This is a genomic window from Allobosea sp. R86505, assembly GCF_042466375.1.
Classification (GTDB): domain Bacteria; phylum Pseudomonadota; class Alphaproteobacteria; order Rhizobiales; family Beijerinckiaceae; genus Allobosea.
Window position 1 is genome coordinate 2767043 of record NZ_JAXHPY010000001.1, and the last position, 20083, is coordinate 2787125.

Annotated in this window: 22 protein-coding genes and 1 tRNA gene; 11 read left to right on the forward strand and 12 right to left on the reverse strand. The window is 68.5% G+C overall.

Annotation, left to right across the window (positions count from 1 at the left end):
• Position 1 precedes the first annotated feature (1 nt).
• Together SJY11_RS13400 and SJY11_RS13405 are read right to left on the reverse strand one after the other, a co-directional pair.
• Positions 2–271, reverse strand: a complete 270-nt coding sequence (locus SJY11_RS13400; protein WP_326905530.1) for a DUF3253 domain-containing protein — start codon at positions 269–271, stop codon at positions 2–4.
• Between the two features lie 13 nt (positions 272–284).
• Complete coding sequence (locus SJY11_RS13405; protein WP_376987095.1) at positions 285–995, reverse strand: DUF599 domain-containing protein; 711 nt, start codon at positions 993–995, stop codon at positions 285–287.
• Positions 996–1104: 109 nt separating this feature from the next.
• Between SJY11_RS13405 and SJY11_RS13410 the strand changes: the two genes are divergently transcribed.
• Positions 1105–1533: a rhodanese-like domain-containing protein gene (locus SJY11_RS13410; protein WP_376987096.1), complete on the forward strand. Its 429-nt coding sequence runs from the start codon at positions 1105–1107 to the stop codon at positions 1531–1533.
• Entirely contained in the window at positions 1530–1712 is a 183-nt protein-coding gene (locus tag SJY11_RS13415) for a hypothetical protein (protein ID WP_376987097.1), read from the forward strand. Before SJY11_RS13410 ends, SJY11_RS13415 begins: the two co-directional genes overlap by 4 nt.
• A gap of 9 nt (positions 1713–1721) precedes the next feature.
• On the opposite strand, the gene SJY11_RS13420 is transcribed toward SJY11_RS13415, so the two are convergent.
• The 8 genes from SJY11_RS13420 to SJY11_RS13455 all read right to left on the reverse strand — a co-directional run bounded on the left by SJY11_RS13420 (position 1722) and on the right by SJY11_RS13455 (position 8941).
• Positions 1722–2237, reverse strand: coding sequence for a gamma-glutamylcyclotransferase family protein (locus tag SJY11_RS13420; RefSeq protein ID WP_376987098.1), 516 nt, complete (start codon positions 2235–2237; stop codon positions 1722–1724).
• A gap of 204 nt (positions 2238–2441) precedes the next feature.
• Positions 2442–3614 carry an isovaleryl-CoA dehydrogenase gene (locus tag SJY11_RS13425; RefSeq protein WP_376987099.1) on the reverse strand — a complete coding sequence of 391 codons (1173 nt, stop codon included), beginning with the start codon at positions 3612–3614 and terminating at the stop codon, positions 2442–2444.
• A gap of 131 nt (positions 3615–3745) precedes the next feature.
• Positions 3746–4756 carry a CorA family divalent cation transporter gene (locus SJY11_RS13430; protein WP_376987100.1) on the reverse strand — a complete coding sequence of 337 codons (1011 nt, stop codon included), beginning with the start codon at positions 4754–4756 and terminating at the stop codon, positions 3746–3748.
• 91 nt (positions 4757–4847) lie between these two features.
• Entirely contained in the window at positions 4848–5768 is a 921-nt protein-coding gene (locus tag SJY11_RS13435) for a glycoside hydrolase family 25 protein (RefSeq protein WP_376987101.1), read from the reverse strand.
• A 123-nt stretch (positions 5769–5891) separates the two neighbouring features.
• Positions 5892–6821: a glycoside hydrolase family 25 protein gene (locus SJY11_RS13440; RefSeq protein WP_376987102.1), complete on the reverse strand. Its 930-nt coding sequence runs from the start codon at positions 6819–6821 to the stop codon at positions 5892–5894.
• Between the two features lie 75 nt (positions 6822–6896).
• Positions 6897–8303, reverse strand: a complete 1407-nt coding sequence (gene mgtE, locus SJY11_RS13445) for a magnesium transporter (RefSeq protein WP_376987103.1) — start codon at positions 8301–8303, stop codon at positions 6897–6899.
• Positions 8304–8492: 189 nt separating this feature from the next.
• A tRNA-Leu gene (locus tag SJY11_RS13450) sits at positions 8493–8577 on the reverse strand.
• A gap of 97 nt (positions 8578–8674) precedes the next feature.
• Positions 8675–8941, reverse strand: a complete 267-nt coding sequence (locus SJY11_RS13455; protein ID WP_069055500.1) for a FliM/FliN family flagellar motor switch protein — start codon at positions 8939–8941, stop codon at positions 8675–8677.
• 148 nt (positions 8942–9089) lie between these two features.
• Between SJY11_RS13455 and lipB the strand changes: the two genes are divergently transcribed.
• From lipB to SJY11_RS13475, 4 genes are all read left to right on the forward strand, one after another.
• A complete protein-coding gene (gene lipB, locus SJY11_RS13460) occupies positions 9090–9758 on the forward strand; it encodes a lipoyl(octanoyl) transferase LipB (RefSeq protein WP_376987104.1) in 669 nt (222 codons plus the stop codon).
• Between the two features lie 91 nt (positions 9759–9849).
• Entirely contained in the window at positions 9850–10050 is a 201-nt protein-coding gene (locus SJY11_RS13465) for a hypothetical protein (protein WP_069055499.1), read from the forward strand.
• A gap of 115 nt (positions 10051–10165) precedes the next feature.
• Positions 10166–11773, forward strand: coding sequence for a carboxyl transferase domain-containing protein (locus SJY11_RS13470; RefSeq protein ID WP_376987105.1), 1608 nt, complete (start codon positions 10166–10168; stop codon positions 11771–11773).
• 77 nt (positions 11774–11850) lie between these two features.
• Complete coding sequence (locus SJY11_RS13475) at positions 11851–12468, forward strand: hypothetical protein (RefSeq protein ID WP_376987106.1); 618 nt, start codon at positions 11851–11853, stop codon at positions 12466–12468.
• Here SJY11_RS13475 and SJY11_RS13480 read toward each other — a convergent pair.
• Positions 12430–12831, reverse strand: a complete 402-nt coding sequence (locus SJY11_RS13480) for a DUF2177 family protein (RefSeq protein ID WP_376987107.1) — start codon at positions 12829–12831, stop codon at positions 12430–12432. The genes SJY11_RS13475 and SJY11_RS13480 overlap by 39 nt on opposite strands.
• A 128-nt stretch (positions 12832–12959) precedes the next feature.
• Between SJY11_RS13480 and SJY11_RS13485 the strand changes: the two genes are divergently transcribed.
• From SJY11_RS13485 to SJY11_RS13505, 5 genes are all read left to right on the forward strand, one after another.
• Complete coding sequence (locus SJY11_RS13485) at positions 12960–13337, forward strand: DUF2147 domain-containing protein (RefSeq protein WP_267522350.1); 378 nt, start codon at positions 12960–12962, stop codon at positions 13335–13337.
• Between the two features lie 104 nt (positions 13338–13441).
• The gene (locus SJY11_RS13490) at positions 13442–15400 is read left to right on the forward strand and encodes a putative bifunctional diguanylate cyclase/phosphodiesterase (RefSeq protein ID WP_376987108.1); all 1959 of its coding nucleotides are present in this window, start codon (positions 13442–13444) and stop codon (positions 15398–15400) included.
• A gap of 133 nt (positions 15401–15533) precedes the next feature.
• Positions 15534–16310 carry an SDR family oxidoreductase gene (locus SJY11_RS13495; protein ID WP_326905515.1) on the forward strand — a complete coding sequence of 259 codons (777 nt, stop codon included), beginning with the start codon at positions 15534–15536 and terminating at the stop codon, positions 16308–16310.
• Between the two features lie 163 nt (positions 16311–16473).
• Positions 16474–17121: a cation efflux transmembrane domain-containing protein gene (locus SJY11_RS13500; protein WP_376987109.1), complete on the forward strand. Its 648-nt coding sequence runs from the start codon at positions 16474–16476 to the stop codon at positions 17119–17121.
• A 41-nt stretch (positions 17122–17162) separates the two neighbouring features.
• Positions 17163–19148, forward strand: coding sequence for an acetyl-CoA carboxylase biotin carboxylase subunit (locus SJY11_RS13505; protein WP_376987110.1), 1986 nt, complete (start codon positions 17163–17165; stop codon positions 19146–19148).
• A 95-nt stretch (positions 19149–19243) separates the two neighbouring features.
• Here SJY11_RS13505 and SJY11_RS13510 read toward each other — a convergent pair whose 3' ends face one another.
• Positions 19244–20014, reverse strand: a complete 771-nt coding sequence (locus tag SJY11_RS13510) for an SDR family NAD(P)-dependent oxidoreductase (protein WP_376987111.1) — start codon at positions 20012–20014, stop codon at positions 19244–19246.
• Positions 20015–20083: the final 69 nt, after the last annotated feature.

Here is a 20083-nt window from a genome sequence, read left to right on the forward strand (position 1 = left end):
GCTACTCGCCCTCCGGGAGCCGAAGCCGGTAGACGCCGCGGAAATCGTCGGGATCGACCGGGCGGCCCTTGCGGGTGATGACGAGCTTGCCCTCCTTCATCAGCCGCACCGCGGTGCGGCGGATCGGCTGCATCAGCGGGCCCCAGCCGTCGGGATGGTCGCCGCCGAGCGCGCGCGCGGCTTCCGAGGGGCAGATCGTGCGGCCTTCGCCGCGCTGCGCCGTCAGCGCCAGCAGCGTGGCTTCCAGCTCGCTCTCGTCGGGTTTCGTCATGGTTCGGGTTTCTTCATGGCTCGGACTTGGCCTGCGTCATATCGGGATAGCGGAAGACGCGGGCGGCATCGGAGGCGAATTGGCGCCGGTACATCGCGATCAGCACGGCGCCGGTGAAGAGGATGAAGGTCGTGGGCCCGAGGAACCAGCCCATATAGGCGAGCGCGAAGAAGAAGGCGCGCTGGCCGCGGTTGAAGTGGCGCCCACCGGCGATGTTCATCTCGATCGTCTCGTGGACGGCGCGCTGCGCATCCTCCGGATCATGGTTCTTGGCCGGAGGCAGCGAGCCCAGCAGGATGACGCAGTAGTTGAACAGCCGGTAGCTCCACGCGAACTTGAAGAAGGCGTAGCCGAAGATCAGGGCGAGCCCGATGACCTTCAGCTCCCAGACGGCGCGCGTCGGCACCCCGCCGAAGGGCAGGTCCGAGAACAGCGCGACGACGCGGTCGGTCGATTGCAGCAGGGTCAGCGTGCCGCCGATTGCGATCAGCGAGGTCGAGGCGAAGAAGGCCGTGCCGTTCTGCAGGCCGTTCATGATCTGCGTGTCGACGATGCGGTTGTCGCGCCCCATCGATTCGCGAATCCAGCGGGCGCGGCGCAGGTTCATCCGCATGTTCAGGCTCTTGCCGGCATGCGGGCCCATCTCCACGGCGAAATGGTAGCCGATCCACGCCGCCGCGAAGAAGGCGGCACCGATGATGTCGAGGGTTCCGAATCCGATCATGGCCATCTCCGGCGCGCACAGTGCGGCGCGGGCGCTGGCGCGGCAAGGCGCGATTGACGCCGGCGGCGGCAATGGCCACGGTGCCGCCCGTTCGAGAGGGAGGCCGGCCGTGCCGCAGACCATCACCAAGGGCTACAAGGCGCTGCTGGCGGAAGCCGAGGCCGTGATCGAGACGCTGGGCGTTGCCGACGCACAGGCGCTGCTCGGGCGCGACGACGTCGTCTTCGTCGATCTGCGCGATCCGCGCGAACTGGAGCGGGAAGGGCGGATGCCCGGCGCCTTCCACTGCCCGCGCGGCATGCTCGAGTTCTGGATCGATCCCGAGAGCCCCTATGCCAAGCCGGTCTTCCAGCAGGACAAGCGCTTCGTCTTCTTCTGCGCCGGCGGCTGGCGCTCGGCGCTGGCGGCCAAGGCGGCTCAGGAGATGGGGCTGAAGCCCGTGGCGCATGTCGCGGGCGGCTTCGGCGCCTGGAAGAAGGCCGGCGCGCCCTTCGACGCCGCCGAGCCCGGCGATCCGGCTGCGAAGGCGACCCCGTGAGCCCGGTCAATGTCGTCGTCGTCCTGCTGGTCGTCGCCTTCCTGTTCCGCAAGCCGCTGGGCCGCCTGTTCAACCGGCAGTTTCCCGACCGGGCGAAGCGTCACCGCATCGTCGGGACGATCATCGCCGGCTTCCTGCTGGTGATCGCGGTCCGGCTCGCGGCGCTGCTGTGGAAATAGGGCGAGGCTCTATTTCGGCGCCAGCGCGCGCGGCCTGACACCAGCGACCGGGCCCGGCGGCAGTTCGCTCGCATCCGGAACCAGCGTCTTCACATCCAGATTCGGCTTGCTCAGAAAGCGATTCAAGCCGGCTACATAACTCTCTGGCAAGGCCCAGTGTTTCGCCGCGGCGATGACGGTTTCCATATAGCCCGGCTTGGGCCGGCCGGGATCGCCCGAGCGGCCGATATAGACCAGAGCGCGCTTGGCCCCGCCGGGCACGATCACCGGCTGGCTGATCTTGACATAGAGCCCGCTGGCGAGGTCCTCGAACTTGTCGAGCGTGCGGATGTCGCCGAGCGCGCAATCCCAGAGCACGCCATGCACCTCCTCGCGCGGGTCGCGGACGACGGACGCGTAGCCATCCGTGGTCACGAGGAAGCGGTGGCGCGGCAGGCGGGCCAGCCCGAGCGGCTTCGAGCGCGGGCAGCGCTGCGCCATGCCGGCAGGGTCCATGTTGAGGCCGTATGCGAAGTAGAGGGGCATTCAGACGCGCTCCGGAACCGCGACGCGGAACCCTCTCCTGTAAGGAGAGGGCAGGGTGAGGTGTAGGCCGTAGGACCAGTCAGGCGCGGGGCAGGCCGCGGTGAGGTTACGGCAGCGGTGTCCAGGGGCCGACACCTCACCCCTGCCCCTCTCCTTACAGGAGAGGGGTTCCCCGCGCCTTTCGCCTTCCTCGCGGCTTCGTCCCTACTTCGTCTTCTGGAACAGCTCCCGCCCGATCAGCATCCGCCGAATCTCGCTCGTGCCGGCGCCGATCTCGTAGAGCTTGGCGTCACGCAGCAGGCGCCCGGTCGGGTAGTCGTTGATGTAGCCATTGCCGCCGAGCAGCTGGATGGCGTCGAGCGCGATCTGGGTCGCCTTCTCGGCCGCGATCAGGATGGCGCCGGCGGCGTCCTCGCGGGTCGTCTCGCCGCGGTCGCAGGCCTTGGCGACGGAATACACATAAGCCTTGCAGGCGTTCATCATCACATACATGTCGGCGATCTTGCCCTGGACGAGCTGGAACTCGCCGATGGCCTGGCCGAACTGCTTGCGCTCATGGACATAGGGCATGACCACGTCGAGCGCCGCCTGCATGATGCCGAGCGGCCCGGCCGCCAGCACGACACGCTCATAGTCGAGCCCCGACATCAGCACGTTGACGCCACGCCCGACGCTGCCCAGCACGTTCTCCTCGGGCACCTCGCAATCCTCGAAGACGAGTTCGCAGGTGTCGGAGCCGCGCATGCCGAGCTTGTCGAGCTTCTGATGGGTCGAGAAGCCCTTCATGCCCTTCTCGATCAGGAAGGCGGTGATGCCCTTCGATCCGGCCTCGGGATCGGTCTTGGCGTAGACCACCAGCGTCTCGGCGATCGGCCCGTTGGTGATCCACATCTTGTTGCCGGTGATGACGTAGCGGTCGCCTTGCTTCACCGCCCTGGTCTTCATCGAGACGACGTCGGAGCCGGCGCCGGGCTCGGACATGGCGAGCGCCCCGACATGCTCGCCCGAGATCAGCTTGGGCAGGTATTTCGCCTTCTGCGCGGCGTTGCCGTTGCGGGCGATCTGGTTGACGCAGAGATTGCTGTGGGCACCGTAGGACAAGCCGACCGAGGCCGAGGCGCGCGAGACCTCCTCGATCGCCACGACATGCTCGAGATAGCCCAGCCCCGCGCCGCCATCCTCCTCCTTCACCGTGATGCCGTGCAGGCCGAGCGCGCCCATCTGCGGCCAGAGATCGCGCGGGAACTGGTTCGTCTGGTCGATCTCCTGGGCGCGTGGGGCGATCTTCTCCTGCGCGAAGGCGTGGACGGTGTCGCGGATAGCGTCGGCGGTCTCGCCGAGGTCGAAATTGAAGGGGCGGGGCGCATTGGCGAGCATGGTGGACCTCCCGAGGGGCCGGCGCGGCGACGGCGCCCGGCGTTTCCCGACTTATAGCGCGGCTGGCGCCCAAGTCAGCGCGCGGGCGCGCGTAGCGGGTTGGGCATCGATGCGGGGGGCGTGGGTGCCCGTCAGCCGCCGATCACCCCCCGGCGGCGCAGCAGGATCAGCGTGAGCCCGGCGGCGGACAGGCAGGTCAGCGCCACGAAGAGCGCGCCGAGATCGTTCTCCATCCAGGGCAGGCCCTTCACATTGATGCCGAACAGGCCGGTGATGAAGGTCGCCGGCATGAACAGCGCCGTCAGGATCGACAGGACGTAGAGCTGGCGGTTGGTCTGGCTGGCCGTGCGGGCGGACATCTCGTCCTGCAGCAGGCGGGCGCGGTCCTGCACCGACTGGACGTCGTGGTGCAGCCCGTCGATGCGCTGGAGCAGGCGCGCGGCGGCGGCCTTGACCTCGTCGGGCGATTTGCGTCCCGAATTGGTCTCCGAGAAGCGGCGGAACAGCAGGTGCAGGCCGCCGAGCTGGCGGTGCAGGCGCACCGCCATGCGCCGGACCGCACCGACGCGGGCGGGCGCGTCGTCGAAGCGATCCGCCAGAACATGGTCCTCGACATCGTCGGTCTCGTCCATCAGCCGCACCACCGCCCGGGCGACGTCGTCGATGATGTATTCGATGATCAGTTCGAAGAGCAGAACCGGGCTCTCCACGGTCTCACCGCGGCTGAGCGCGTCGGCGGCGAGGCGGATCGACTGCAGGGCTTCGCGCCGGCCGGTCAGCAGCAGGCGCTCGCCGACGATCCAGTAGAGCGGCCCGACCATGTCGGAATCGGCGGCGACGTCGCGGACGAGGTCGTGGGAGACGCCCCATACGAGACCGGAGGAGTGGTCCAGCCGCTGATGACTCTCGGGCGAGACGAACATGTCCTCGGCTGCCGCCGGCAGCCAGGGCTGCTGGGTGATCCAGTCCTTGGCGCGGCTGTGGACGAGATCGAGATGGATCCAGACGAAGCCGGTGTCCGGGGTCACCTCCGGGACGGAGCTCCGCTCGATCAGGGTCGGCACGCCCTCGGGATCGAAGCGGTAGGCCCAGATGATGCCGAGGCTGGACTGCGCGTCGGGGCGGGCGGCGTTGAGGCTCATGATCGAAACGGGACATTGCGTGCGAGGGACAGCACGAGGCCTGCGCCCGCTCGATGACGGTTCGATGACGGTGCGACGCCGGGTTGCCGGATCAGTCGACGCTGGCCGTGCGCTGCGGGATGCGGGCGGGTGGCAGTCGCAGCGGCGTACCACCGGCGGCCTGCGGGGCGCGCGAGCCGGCCGCGGCCGCGGGCGGCTTGCGGCCGGCGACCTTCGGCTCTCCGCCGCGCCAGCGCCGCGTCCCGATGTCGAAGCGGCCTTCGCGCCAGGCGGCGAATTCGCGCTCGCTGCCGAAGAAGGCGTTGCGGTCGACGTCGCCGGTGATGCCAGGGACGCGGCCCGTGGTGGTGAACTGCCAGAACTCCCATTGCTCGCGCTTGTAGCGATGCTTCAGCGGCGCCGCCGTCGAGCGCAGCCAATAGGGGTAGTCGTTGAACTCGCCCTCGAGGATGTCCTCGTGGAAGTTGATGTCGGTGTAGATGATCGGCTTCTTGCCGGTGTGCTCGTGCAGGGCGGCGAGCATGATGCGGATCTTGTCCAGCGCGTCATCGCGTGAGACCTTGCGATTGCATTGCGAGCCGTGCTGCCACTCGACGTCGAGGACGGGGGGCAGGGCGTCGGGATCGCGCGGAATGTGGCGCTTGAACCAGCGCACTTGCTCGCGGGCCGGGCGGCACCACCAGACGAAGTGATAGGCGCTGCGCGCGATGCCGGCCTTCCTGGCGCCGGCCCAGTTCCGCCGGAAGTTCGGATCGAGATGGTCGCCGCCTTCGGTCGCCTTCATGAAGACGAAGCGGGTGCCGGCGTCCTTGACCTTCTCCCAGTCGATCTCGCCCTGCCAGCGCGAGACGTCGATGCCCTGGATCGACTGGCGGCGGGCGTCGCGGACGCCGTGATGCGGGGAGGCATCGCCCTTCTTGGGATAGAGAGCCTCGGCGGGCCCGGTGAGGACGGCGAACAGGCCGGCAAGGACGGCCGGGAGGGCCACCCGCTTCCACATCGTCGATCGCACCGGCTGCTCCTTCTCCTGGCTCGCCCTCCGAGATGGCGAGGCCGTGGTTAAGGGCCGGTTAGAACTGGATCGAATGCGCTGCGCTTGTTTCAGCTTTGGTTAACCGGCGAGGGGCGCGGCAGGTCACTCGTCGTCGGCGACTCCGTCGTCGACCGGCTCGAAGGCCGAGGAGACGGGCGAGACGGCACCCGGGATCGCGGCGATGGCGGGCGAGGGCGCGGGTGGCCGCTCGGGGCCCGGGCTCGGCTGCGGCGGGACCGGGCGCTGCCGCTTCCACTGGCGCGTGCCGATGTCGTACGCGCCGGTCCGCCAGCCGACGAATTCGTCCTCGTTGCCGAAGAAGGCGTTGCGGTCGACGTCGCCCTTGATGCCGGGGACGCGGCCCGTCGTGGTGAACTGCCAGAACTCCCAGGGCCGGTTGACGTAGCGCGTCTCGGGCAGGGCCGCGGTCGAGCGGATCCAGTAGGGATAGTCGTCGAACTGGCCTTCCAGCACGTCCTTGTGGAAGGTGATGTCGGTGTAGATGATCGGCTTCTTGCCGGTGAGCTGCTCGAGCTCGGTCAGCATCAGCTGGATCTTCTCCAGCGCCAGGTTGCGGTCGATCTTCTTCGGGCAGCTTCTCGAATGCCCGTTCCATTCGACGTCGAGCACAGGCGGCAGCGCGTCGGGATCGTTGGGGATGTGCTGCTTGAACCAGAGCGCCTGCTCATGCGCCGGGCGGCACCAGTAGACGAAGTGGTAGGCGCCGCGGGGAATGCCGGCGCGGCGCGCGCCCTCCCAGTTGCGCTGGAAGGCGGGGTCGATGTGGTCGCCGCCTTCCGTCGCTTTCATGAAGACGAAGCGGGTACCGGCGCCCTTCACGGCCGTCCAGTCGATGTCGCCCTGCCAGCGCGAGATGTCGATGCCGTGGATCGGGTAGCGATGGGCTGCCGCGACGCCCGGATGGGGGCGCGCATCGCCCTTGGCCGGATAATGCCCCTCCATGGCGACGCAGCCGCCGAGCACGACCAGCGCGGCGGTGGCGAGGAGGAATGCGGGCTTGAATGGGGTCATGCGGCGAGGATCCATGTGCCGCAAGATTGAGGAGAAAGCTTGACGGGCCGTTTACGCTAACGATCCGGGTCGCGCTCAGGCATGGGCGAGCCAGATCGCCGCGATGCCCAGGAACGAGAAGAAGCCGACCACATCGGTCACCGTCGTGACGAAAGTTCCGGAGGCGACGGCGGGGTCGATCGCGTAGCGGTTGAGCAGGACGGGGATCAGGACCCCGGCCATGGCCGCCGCCAGCAGGTTGACCACCATGGCGATGGCGATGACGACGCCGAGCCCCTGGCTGCCGAACCAGAGCGCCGCGACGAGGCCGGTGATCAGCGCGAAGCCGACGCCGTTGATCAGCCCGACGATCATCTCGCGGGTGAAGAAGCGGCGCAGGTTCCAGCCGCCGAGCTGCTGCGTCGCCAGCGCGCGCACGGCGACCGTCATCGTCTGCGTCGCGGCATTGCCGCCCTGGCTCGCAACCACCGGCGCCAGGATGGCGAGCGCCACGACCTGGGAGAGCTGTGCCTCGAACAGGCTCATCACCGCCGCCGCGAGGAAGGATGTGAAGAGGTTGACGAAAAGCCAGCTGAAGCGGCTGCGCGCGATCTGGCGCACCGGGTCCGAGAGTTCCTCGTCGGCGTTGACGCCGCCGAGCTGCTTGACGTCGTCGTCGGCCGCCTCCTCGATCACGTCGACGATGTCGTCGACGGTGATGACGCCGACCAGCCGCGAGGCCTCGTCGATGACCGGAACGGCGATCAGGTTGTAGCGCTGGAACAGGCGCGCCACGTCCTCGATGTCGTCGGTCGCCTTGACCACCCGGCTGTCTTCCTCGACCAGGGTCGCGATTTCGACCGGGCGCCGCGTCCGCAGCAGCCGGTCGAGCGGCACCGAGCCGACGAAGTGATGCGCCGGGTCCGCGACGAGAATCTCGAAGAAGCGCTCGGGCAGATCCTCGGTCTGGCGCAGATGGTCGATCGTCTGGCCGACCGTCCAGAAGGCGGGAACGGCGAGGATCTCGCTCTGCATGCGCCGGCCGGCGCTGCCTTCGGGATAATCGAGGCCCTGCTGCAGGACGATGCGCTCGGCCGGGGTGAGCCGGTCGAGCACCTCCTGCTTGTCGGCCTCGTCGAGGTCCTCGAGGATGTAGACCGCGTCGTCGGTGTCGAGGTCGCGCACGCCTTCTGCGACCGTTTCGGCCGAAAGCGTCTCGAGGATTTCCTCGCGGACCGCATCGTCGACCTCGGTCAGCGCGGTGAAGTCGAAGTCGCGGCCGAGCAGCGAGATCAGCCGCGTCCGCTCCTCGGCGTCGAGCGCCTCGAGCAGCGCGCCGAGATCGGCCTCGTGCATGTCGGCGACGACGGCACGCAGCGTCGTCAGGTCGGAGAGCAGCAGCGCCTGCGAGACCTGCTCGACGAGGCGGGAATCGATCGCGCCGTCCTCGTCGCGGATCGGGCGCTCGGGCGATTCGACGGCAGCGTTCTCGGTGTCCGTCATGGGGCGCTCCGTGCTGCGGGAAACAGGTTCGGCCCAACCGGACTCGGCGCGGCGCCTGCCGTCCTTGTGTCAGCGGCCCGGCGTCGTTGCAATGCAACAGGGCGCGATTGCGGCGAAAAGGGCGAGCGGGACCCGAAACGCGAACGGCGATCCTCGCGGATCGCCGTTCGCCGGGCCTGGGCCCCAATCTGGTGCGGTCAAGAGGACTCGAACCTCCACGGGTCTCCCCGCTACCACCTCAAGGTAGTGCGTCTACCAATTCCGCCATGACCGCGGCGTCGAAGCGTCCCGCCGTGGCGGTGAACTCCGGAGCGGCGCGGGTCTAGCAAATCGAATCCGTCGCCACAAGGGCCATGCGCAGGAAAAGGCGATCAGGCCGCCGCCACGGTCTGGAGCGTGTAGACCGTCGGGCGCTTCAGCATCTGGGTGATCTCGACGGAGATCTTCTGGCCGCTGACCACGACGATGCCCTTGGCGAAGGGATGGTTGTTGGCGAGGATCTGGACCTCGTCGGTCTCACTGGCGTTGAGCTCGATGATGGCGCCGCGGCCCATCCGCAGCAGCTTGTAGATCGGCATCCGCGCGGAACCCAGCACGACCGTCAGTTCGACGGGGACGAGATCGAGATCGGCCTTCAAGTCGTGCCTCCGGAACCCTACTTCAGAATACGAACAACCAAACTTGCCTGTTGCTCCGGCAGGGAGCATGAGGCTCGCCGCCGCTTCCTTCCGAAGTTGGTCGCAACAGGGTTAATGCGCAGTGAAGACGCGCGAGGCGCTCCCCGAAATGTTCTGGCCCGCCGCCGGCTCGCCGCCGGTCGAATGGCTCGTGGCGGAGGGGCTCGTCGGCTATGACGAGGCCGTGGCCGAGATGGAGCATCGCGCCGCGCTGATCGCCGACGGTCTCGCCCCCGAGCGGGTCTGGCTCGTGGAGCACCCGCCGCTCTACACGGCGGGTACCTCGGCCAAGGACGAGGACCTGATCGCGCCGGAGCGATTCCCGGTGCATCGCAGCGGGCGCGGTGGTCAGTACACCTATCACGGCCCCGGCCAGCGCGTGGCCTATGTCATGCTCGACCTGAAGCGGCGCGAGCCGGATCTCCGGCGCTTCGTCGCGGCGCTCGAGGCCTGGCTGATCGCCACGCTCGACGCCTTCAACGTCCGGGGCGAGCGTCGGGAGGACCGCGTCGGCGTCTGGGTGCGGCGGCCCGAGAAGGCGGCCGATGCCGAGGACAAGATCGCCGCCATCGGCATCCGCGTGCGCCGCTGGGTCTCGTTCCACGGCATCTCGCTCAATGTCGAGCCGCAGCTCGGCCATTTCGACGGGATCGTGCCCTGCGGCGTCACCCGGCACGGCGTCACCTCGCTGGTCGATCTCGGGCTCCCCGTGACGATGGACGATGTCGACGTTTCGCTGCGGGCGTCGTTCGAGCGGATTTTCGGGCCGACGGTCTGAGGCCGCTGGTGGCGCCCGGGGGCGTTTACCCCGCGTTGACCATCCCCGGCGATCCTGCCCCTTCGGAAACGGACGAAGGAGACGGACGGCCATGACGCGATTCATGCTCGCGGCTGCGCTCGCGGCCAGCCTTGCGGCCTGCACCACCACCGACAAGCGTATTGCCGGCGCCGCCGCAGGGGCGGGCGCGGGCGCCATCGTTCTGGGTCCGATCGGCGCGGTGGCCGGCGGCGCGATCGGCGCCGTCGCCGGTCCGACGGTGACGGGCTCGATCAACCGCAGCGCCGACTAGGGCGCTGCCGGGCATGGGGGATTCCGACCATCCCCTGTGAGCATCCCGGCGGTTGGCGTTTGCGGCGGTCCGCGCCATAACCCGGCGAGGATGTCTTCGCCTGGGAGAGCGCGCCGTGCCGGTCATCGAGAGCAAGGTCGATCTGGCTTCGGCCGATGCGCGGGCCAATGCCGAAGCCTGGTCCGGCCTGCGGGGCGAGTTGATGGAGCGGCGCGCCACCGCGGCGCTCGGGGGCAACGAGCGCTCGCGCGAGCGCCATGTCGCGCGCGGCAAGCTGTTGCCGCGGGAGCGCGTGCTGCGCCTGCTCGACCCCGGCTCGCCCTTCCTCGAGATCGGCTCGCTCGCCGCCTTCGGCATGTATGAGGGCGACGTGCATGGCGCCGGCATGATCGCCGGCATCGGCCGCGTCGCCGGGCGCGAGGTGATGGTCGTGTGCAACGACGCCACCATCAAGGGCGGCACCTACTACCCGATGACGGTGAAAAAGCATCTGCGGGCGCAGGAAATCGCGCGCGAGAACCGGCTGCCCTGCCTCTATCTGGTCGATTCAGGGGGAGCGAACCTGCCGCACCAGACCGAGGTCTTTCCCGACCGCGAGCATTTCGGCCGAATCTTCTACAACCAGGCGACGCTCTCGGCGGAGGGGATCCCCCAGATTGCCGTGGTGATGGGCTCCTGCACCGCGGGCGGCGCCTATGTGCCGGCGATGTCGGACGAAACGGTGATCGTCAAGCAGCAGGGCACGATCTTCCTGGGCGGCCCGCCGCTGGTGAAGGCGGCCACCGGCGAGGTGGTGAGCGCCGAGGATCTCGGCGGCGCCGACGTCCATGCGCGACTCTCGGGCGTCGCCGACCATTATGCCGGCGACGACACTCATGCGCTCGCCATCGCGCGGCGCATCGCCGGCAACCTCAACAGCGTGAAGCGGCCCGACATCGACATCGCGGAGGCCGTCGAGCCGCTCTACGATCCCGCCGAGCTCGAGGCCGTCGTGCCGACCGATCTCAAGAAGCAGTACGACATGCGCGAGGTCATCGCCCGGCTCGTCGATGGCTCGGAATTCGACGAGTTCAAGAAGCTCTACGGCACGACGCTGGTCACCGGCTTCGCCCGCATCCATGGCATCCCCGTCGGCATCATCGGCAACAACGGCATCCTGTTCTCGGAGAGCGCGCTGAAGGGCGCGCATTTCATCGAGCTGTGCTGCCAGCGGCGCATCCCGCTGCTGTTCCTGCAGAACATCACGGGCTTCATGGTCGGCCGCGATGTCGAGACCCGCGGCATCGCCAAGGACGGGGCCAAGCTCGTCACGGCGGTCGCCTCGGCACGGGTGCCCAAGATCACCGTGCTGGTCGGCGGCTCGTTCGGCGCGGGCAATTACGGCATGTGCGGGCGGGCCTATTCGCCGCGCTTCCTGTTCTCCTGGCCCAATTCCCGCGTCTCGGTGATGGGGCACGAGCAGGCCTCCAGCGTGCTGGCGACGGTACGCCGCGACAATATCGAGGCGGACGTCAAGAGCTGGAGCGCCGAGGAGGAGGAGGCGTTCAAGAAGCCGATCCGCGACAAGATCGAGGCCGAGGGCTCGCCCTATTATGCGACGGCGCGGCTCTGGGACGACGGCATCATCCTGCCCTCCGAGACGCGCCGCGTGCTGGCGCTGGCCTTCTCGGCCTGCCTCAACGCGCCGGTGCCGGAGACGAAGTTCGGCGTCTTCCGGATGTAGGCAACGCCCGAGGCTGTGACCCAAGCCGCCGCGGGGGGCGTAGATGCGGCATCGCCCCTCGCACGAAGCTGCAGAACATGTCCCTCATCGCCCGGTTCCAGGACGTCATGGCCGCGCTCAAGGCCTATGCGCATCATCCCGATCCGCGCGTCGCCACGGCGAATTTCTTCGCCCTGCTGGTCGCCTCCAACCAGCCCTTCTATCCGCTCTATGTCTACTGGACGGTCGGGCCCGAGATCGGCCCGACCGCCTGGACCTTCCTGTCGACGCCGTTCTTCCTGGCGGTGCCGGCATTGTCGCGCTGGAACACGCTGATCGGGCGGGCGATGCTGCCGATCGCCGGGATTGCCAACACGCTGCTCTCGGCCAAGGTCTTCGGCGTCGCCTCGGGTGTCGAAATCTTCCTCGTGCCGTGTGCGGTCCTGGCGCTGCTGATCTTCCGGCCGCATGAGCGCTGGATCGCTGCCTTCCCGCTGGTGGGGGTGTGTTTCCTCGCCTATTTCGTTCTGCACGGCGCTTACGGTGCGCCATTCCATCGCTACAGCGAAGCGCAATACGCCGCCCTGCTGCGCCTCAACATGATGAGCGCGGGAGGGCTGACCGCCTTCACCGCGCTCTCCTTCTCGACCCTTCTGGCGGAAGCGGAGACCGCCGCCTCAGCCAAAGCGCCGGGCAGCGGCAAAGCCCGCGACTGAGGCGCTCGCCGTCAGCACCGTGCCCCAGATCATGTCGGCGACGGTGATGATCGCCGGCCAGTCACGCAGCGTCGCATGATTGGTCAGGTCATAGGTGCCGTAGGCGACGAAACCCAGCGCTGCGCCGTGCAGCGCCGCCGTCGCCAGCCGGCCGGTCGCCAAAGCGGGGCGGATCGCGAAGAAGACGATGCCGGCGATGTAGATCACATAAAACAGGATGGCGGGCGCGAGCCGGAAGCTCGGGGCCAGAAGATCGCCCAGCAGCGGGCGGTACATCAGATCGGCCATGGTCGAGAGCCAGACCGCATCGACCGCGAGAAAGGCGAGGGCGGCGGCTGCATAGGCCGTCAGGAGGGTTTTCAAGGTGGCTCTCCGAGTTGCTGTGTGACGGTTACGCCCCCAGATGCCGGCGGGATCACATTGCGCGTGATCGTGAAACCGGCGGCGCTCCTGCCGCGTATTCAGGGACCGAAACGATTGGAGAGGACGCCATGATGCGGAAGACGATGCTGATCGCCCTTGGCCTGTCGATCGCCCCGGTGCTGCCGGCGCTGGCCAACAGTGCCGATCCGAGCGGCGTCTGGTTGCGCGACGACGGCAATGCGCGCGTGCGCATCGCGCCCTGCGGCAGCAACATCTGCGCGACCAATGTCTGGATCAAGGACACGAGCGGCGGCGAGGAGGTCGGCGACCGGCTGGTGCTGACGCTGAAGCCCGAGGGTGCCGACAGCCTGAAGGGCGAAGCCTTCGATCCCAAGCGCAACCGCCGCTTTGCGATGACGCTGACGGTCAAGCCCGACGGTCTCTCGACGCGCGGCTGCATCATCGGCGTGCTCTGCAAGACCGTGAACTGGACCCCGGCGCAGTAGGATCGCAGCCTCCGGACCATTCTGTGCGCGATGTTTGCGTTTGGAGGCCGATTGTCGTGTATGAGTGACTTACACGTGTGAGTCTCTCAGACTGGACGAGCCGGTTGACTTCGTATCCTCCCGCGCCCTCGCAACCGTCGGGTCAGGTCGCCGCCGCGCTTCTCCCGATCGTGCGCCGCAACTATCTGCCGGCGCTGTTCGTCAATTTCGCGGCGGCGCTGGCGGTGACCCTGCTGGCGTGGTCCGCCGGCATCTCGTGGGTGTGGTGGTGGCTCGCCTTCGTGGCGGCCGTGTCGCTCGTGCGGATCGCCATCCATCACATGGTGGGGACCGCGCCGCGGGACACGATCCCGCCGCAACGCCAGATCCTGACCGCAGGGCTCGGTATGCTGGCCTCGGCAGGCTGCTGGGCCGTCCTGGCCTGGCTGCTGCTCACCACGCCGGACCCGCTGGTCCGCTACAGTGCCAGTATCGTCTTCGCCGGCATGGCGGCCGGTGCCGTCGGCATCCTGGCGCCCTTCGGCCGGATCGGGCCACTCTACATCGCCCTCCTGATGGTTCCCGGATCCGTGCGCCTGATGACGCTGCCGGGGCAGGAATCGGTGATCGGCGTCCTCGGGCTGATCTTCGCGGGCGTGATGATCGTCGGGCATCGCGCCAATCGCGTGCTGCTGCTGCAGTCGGTCCAGCTCGGGCAGCGCAACAACGAGCTGATGGCGGAGATCCTGGACGCCAACCAGACGCTGGAGAACAAGGTGCGCGAGCGCACCGAGACGCTTGAGCACCAGGCCTCTCACGATCTGCTCACGGGCCTCCTCAACCGCCGCGGCCTGACCGAACAGTTCGAGCGGATCGCCGCCGGCGAGCCCATGCGGGCCTATTTCCTCGATCTGAACCGCTTCAAGCGGATCAACGACACGCTCGGCCACGAGGCGGGCGACTATGTGCTGCGGGAGGTCGCGACGCGCCTCCTGACCCGTCTGCCCAAGGAGGCGATGATCGCGCGCTGGGGCGGTGACGAACTCGTGGTGGTGATGCCGGCTTCGCTCGGCGAGGTCCCGGTCGTCGACGGGCTGGAGAGCCTGTTCCGCACGGCTTTCGTCTTCTACGGGCAGACGCTCGACGTCGGTGCCAGCATCGGCGTCGCCAGTCGCCCGGCCGACGGGCAAAGCCTCGAGGAGCTGATCTGGGCGGCCGATCTCGCGGCGGCCGAGGCCAAGCGGCAGAACTGCGCCTCGCCGCTGCGCTACGATCACTCGCTCGCGGTCGCCCTGCAGCGCCGCGAGCGCATCGCCGACGACATCGCGCCGGGGCTGAAGCAGGATCAGTTCTGGCTGGCCTTCCAGCCCATCGTCGCGGCCGCGACCGGAGACCTGCATGGGTTCGAGGCGCTGCTGCGCTGGAACCACCCGACGCTGGGCACCCTGGCGCCCGACGAGTTCATCCCGATCGCGGAGGAGAGCAACCAGATCGCGATGCTCGGGGCCTGGGTCCTGGACCGGGCCTGTGCCGCGGCGGCGCGCTGGCAGGGGGGCGGCGTTCGCGCCGCCGTCGCGGTCAATTGCTCGGTGCGGCAGCTCTCGCAGCCCGAATTCGTCGACATCGTCCGCCATGCGCTCGATCGCCATCAGCTCGCGGCCAAATGGCTGCATCTCGAGGTCACCGAATCGGTGTTCCTGCCCGCCGACGACGCGCAGATCCTCGCGGTGCTGACACAGCTCGACGCGCTCGGGATCTGCCTCGCCGTCGATGATTTCGGCACGGGCTATTCGTCGCTGGCGCGGCTGCGCGATTTCCCGATGCGGCAGATCAAGATCGACAAGTCCTTCATCGCCGACATCGACGGCCGCTCGCGCTCGGTGATCGAGGGCGCCGCGCTGATCGCCAGGCGCTTCGACCTGCAGATTGTGGCCGAGGGGGTGGAAACCGAGGCGCAAGCGGCGGCGCTTTTGTCGCTCGGCATCGATTCCTTCCAGGGCTATCTCGTCGGCCGCCCCGTCGAGCAGCCGCAGACCGCCGTGAACTGCCCCTGGATCGACCCCAAGCAGGCGATCGCGGGATAGGCCGGAGCGACCCCCGCGCCCTGGCCGCGCAAGGCGCCTGCGCGAATCGCAGTTCCCTGTATGCAGCACGCTGCTATGCTGGCGGTCACCGGATTTGAAACGGTTGAACCGGCAAGAAACCAGAGGATTCGCCATGCCCGCCGCCAGCACGCCCGCCCATGACAAGGTCGCCATCATCACCGGAGCCGGATCGGGCGTCGGGCGGGCGGTGGCGCTCGCCTTCCTGAAGGACGGCTACCGCACCGTGCTGGCCGGTCGCCGGGCCGATGCGCTCGAGGAAACGATCGCGCTGTCGGGCGTCGCGTCGGAGCGGGCGCTGGCGGTGCCGACCGATGTCACCGACAAGGCCTCGGTTCAGGCGCTCTTCGCCAAGACGACCGCCGCCTTCGGCCGCGTCGATGTGCTGTTCAACAATGCCGGTGTCAACGCGCCGGGCGGCATCATGCTGGAAGACCTCTCGCTGGAGGACTGGCAGAAGGTCGTCGACACCAACCTGACCGGCCCCTTCCTGTGCACGCAGGAGGCTTTCAAGGCGATGCGCGACCAGGTGCCCCAGGGCGGCCGCATCATCAACAACGGCTCGATCTCGGCCCATGCGCCGCGGCCGAACTCGGTCGCCTACACCGCGACCAAGCACGCCATCACCGGCCTGACCAAGACCGCCTCGCTCGACGGGCGAAAATACGGCATCGCCGTCGGCCAGGTCGACATCGGCAACGCGCTGACCGAGATGGCCCGCAAGATGACCACGGGCGTGCCGCAGGCGGATGGCTCGATCAAGGTCGAGGCCGTCATGGACGTCGACAATGTCGCCACGACCGTCCTGCACATGGCGAGCCTGCCGCCGGAAGCGAATGTGCTCTTCGTCACGGTGATGGCGACGACCGCGCCCTTCGTCGGGCGCGGGTGAGAGGGCAGGCCGTTTGCACCCGGTTGCCGAATCCGCATCGTCATCCTGGGCTTCGCGCAGCGAAGTCCCGGGATCCATCGTAGGGCTCAGCGCTCTATGATGGATCCCGGAGCTGCGCCGCGTGCCGCGGCTTGTCCAGGATGACGCGGTGGTTTTTTGACGCATGAGTGAGCATCTCCCGGTCGAGGCCAAAACCGCACGCGCCTATACCCTGACCATCTGGGGCATCGCGCTCGGCATCCTCGTCTTCGCCACCGGCGTCGTCGCCTGGGCGCTGGCGGTCGGCAATGCCCAGCTGTTCAAAGACGGCGTCGACTGGGTCTACGATGTCGCGCTCTACGGCATCGCCGCCATCGTCTTCGGCCGCGATGCCCGGGCCGAGCGGCTGGCGGCCATGGCGATCGGCGCAGTCATGGCGCTGGCCGGCCTGCACACGCTCTACGACCTCGCCGCCAAGATCATGACGCCGCGGCCGATCGAGGTCTGGGCGCTCGGCTTCTCCGCCGGCAGCGCGGTGGTCATCGCCGTGCTGATCGTCGCGGTGCTGTGGCGTTTCCGGGGCGAGGCCAACCCGGTGATCAAGGCGACCTGGCTGTCCTCGCGCAACGACGTGATTTCGACGACGGGCTTCGCCCTGCTCGGGCTCGCGGCCCGCGTCGCCCCCGTGCGCTGGCCGGAATATCTGTTCGACCTCTTCGTCGCGGGCTTATGCTTCCAGGCGAGCTGGGCGATCTGGCGGTCGCTCCGCCCGAAGCCTGCCGAGGCGCCTGTGCAGAACAAGGCGGCGACAGCCCCGGCAGCCGGGCTATAAAGGCGGCACGCTGCCGCGCCATGCCGTCCGGGACGTTGCCGATGTCGATCGCCGAGAAGCTGCCCTCCATCCTGATCGCCAATCGCGGCGAGATCGCCTGCCGCGTCATTCGCACGGCCAGGCGCCTGGGTCTGCGCACCATTGCGGTTTACTCCGACGCCGATGCGGAGGCGCTCTTCGTGCAGATGGCCGACGAGGCCTACCGGATCGGCCCGGCACCGGCCCGCGAGAGCTATCTCGACGCAGGCACGATCCTCGCCGTCGCCAAGAAGGTGGGCGCGGCCTGCATCCATCCGGGCTACGGTTTTCTTTCCGAGAATGCTGACTTCGCCGAGGCCTGCGCACAGGCCGGCATCGTCTTCGTCGGGCCCCCGGCCTCCGCGATCCGCGCCATGGGATTGAAGGATGCCGCCAAGGCGCTGGTCGAGAAGGCCAATGTGCCGGTGGTGCCGGGCTATCACGGCGCCGAGCAGGGCGTCGACTTCCTGGCCATGGAGGCGCAGCGGATCGGCTATCCCGTGCTGATCAAGGCGGTCGCCGGTGGCGGCGGCAAGGGCATGAAGAAGGTTGAGCGCCCGGAGGATTTCGCGGACGCGCTGACAAGCGCCCAGCGCGAGGGCCAGAGCGCCTTCGGCGACGGGCGCGTGCTGGTTGAGAAATATGTGCTCTCGCCGCGCCATGTCGAAATCCAGGTCTTCGGAGACAGCCATGGCAACGTCGTCCACCTCTTCGAGCGCGACTGCTCGCTCCAGCGCCGCCACCAGAAGGTGATCGAGGAGGCGCCGGCGCCGGGCATGACCGACGAGGTCCGCGCGGCCATGGGCAAGGCCGCCACCGAAGCGGCGAAAGCGGTCGGCTATGTCGGGGCTGGCACGGTCGAGTTCATCGCCGACGGGCGCGAGGGCCTGCGCGCCGACCGCTTCTATTTCATGGAAATGAACACCCGGCTGCAGGTCGAGCACCCGGTGACGGAAGCGATCACGGGGCTCGATCTGGTCGAACTGCAATTGAAGGTCGCCGCCGGCGAGCCGCTCGGCTTCTCCCAGGCGGATGTCACCGCGACAGGCCATGCCGTCGAGGCGCGGCTTTATGCCGAGGATCCGGAGAAGGGCTTCCTGCCGTCCACCGGCAAGCTCTGGGCGCTGCAGTTCCCGGAGGCCGAGGGCATCCGCATCGACACCGGCGTCGAGGCCGGCGACACGGTGACGCCGTTCTATGATCCGATGATCGCCAAGGTCATCGCCCATGGCGCGACGCGGAGTGAGGCGCTGGACCGGCTGGGGGCTGCGCTGGCCGACACCGTCGTCGCCGGGCCGCGGACCAATCTTGCCTTCCTCAAGGCGCTGACGGAGGCTCCCGGCTTCCGCGAGGGGCCCTTCGACACCGGCTTCATCGAGCGCAACATGTCGGCGCTCGGGGCCGAGCCGCAGCCGCTCGATGCGGCGGCGGTCGCGGCGGCGGCGCTCCAGCTCGAGGAGGAGCGGGAGGTCACGGTGGTGATGCAGGCGGCCGAGCGGGCCGATGGCGAGGCGCGCTCGCCCTGGCTCGTGGCGGATGCCTTCTCGCTGATGCCACGGCCGGCGCTCGGGCTGCCGCTGCTGGTCGATGGCGAGCGGGTCGAGGCGCAGATCGAGTGGCATGAGGACGGCGCCCGCGTCAGCCTGCCCGGGCATGAGATGGGCGAGGGCGAACACGAAATCTCCTTGGCCGAGGGCGAGCGCGGCACCTGGCTGGCGCTGCATCGCGGCCGGCAGACGGCCGTGTCCCTGTTCGATCCGTTCAGCGTCGATCTCGATGCGGCGGCGGGTTCGGGCGGTGTCATCAAGGCGCCGATGCACGGCAAGCTGATCGCGCTGTTCGTCGCCGCTGGCGACGCGGTTGTGAAGGGCCAGCGGCTCGCCATCGTCGAGGCGATGAAGATGGAGCATGTCCTGACCGCCCCGCGCGACGGCACGGTCAGCGAGATCGGCGCCGCGCCGGGCGCGCAGGTGGCGGAAGGCGCGAAGGTCGTGGTGCTCGGGGATTGAGAGGTGGCGTCATTCTCGGGCGGTGCGAAGCACAGACCCGAGAATCTCGTCCCAGAGATCCTCGGGTCAAGCCCGAGCATGGCGCTGTTCCTGCGCTACCCCAGCCGCCCGACGACCGGGAACTGCTCGACCTCGTAGATCTGGCCGGAGACCGGTGCGCTCTCCTCCGACAGCCAGAAGGCCGTATGCGCCGCGATCTCGTCGGGCTGCATGATGCGGCCGCTCGGCGCCTGCCTTAGCGGGACCTCGTTCTCCCAACCGGGCTTGCGGCCCTCGCGCTGCTGGGTCGCGTCCTCATTGGCGGTGAAGGTCCAGCCGACATTGAGCTGGTTGACCCGGATGCGCTCGGGCCCCAGCGCGTCGGCGAGGTTGCGCGTCATCGTCATCAGCGCGCCCTTGGACATCGAATAGACGGTCAGGTTGGAAAGCCCGCACCAGGCGTTGAGCGAGCCGACGGTGACGATCGTGCCGGCCGAGCCCTGCGCGCGGAAGGCGCGGATCGCCGCCTCGGCGCAAAGCAGCGGGGCACGCGTGTTGACGGCGAACATGTGGTCGAAGAACGCGGCCGTGGTCTCGCCGATCACGCCGCGCGGATAGATGCCGGCATTGTTGACGAGGCCGTCGATGCGGCCAAAGGCCGCCATGGTCGCATCGACGAGCGCCTGCGCCGTCGCGGGATCGGCGAGGTCGCCCGAGGCGCCTCGCGTGGCCGGTCCCAGTTCGCGGCAGGTGGCGTCGACCTCTGCCTGGTCAAGGCCGTGAACCAGGACCTTGGCGCCCTCGGCGATGAGCCGCTCCGCCATGGCGCGACCGATTCCGTTCGAGGAGCCGGTGACGAGAAAGGCCTTGTCCGACAACCCACGCATGACATGCTCCGTTCAGTTCCGTGTGCCCTGCGGCCCGAGGTCGCGTCGGCAGTCTGGCCCAGCGCAGCT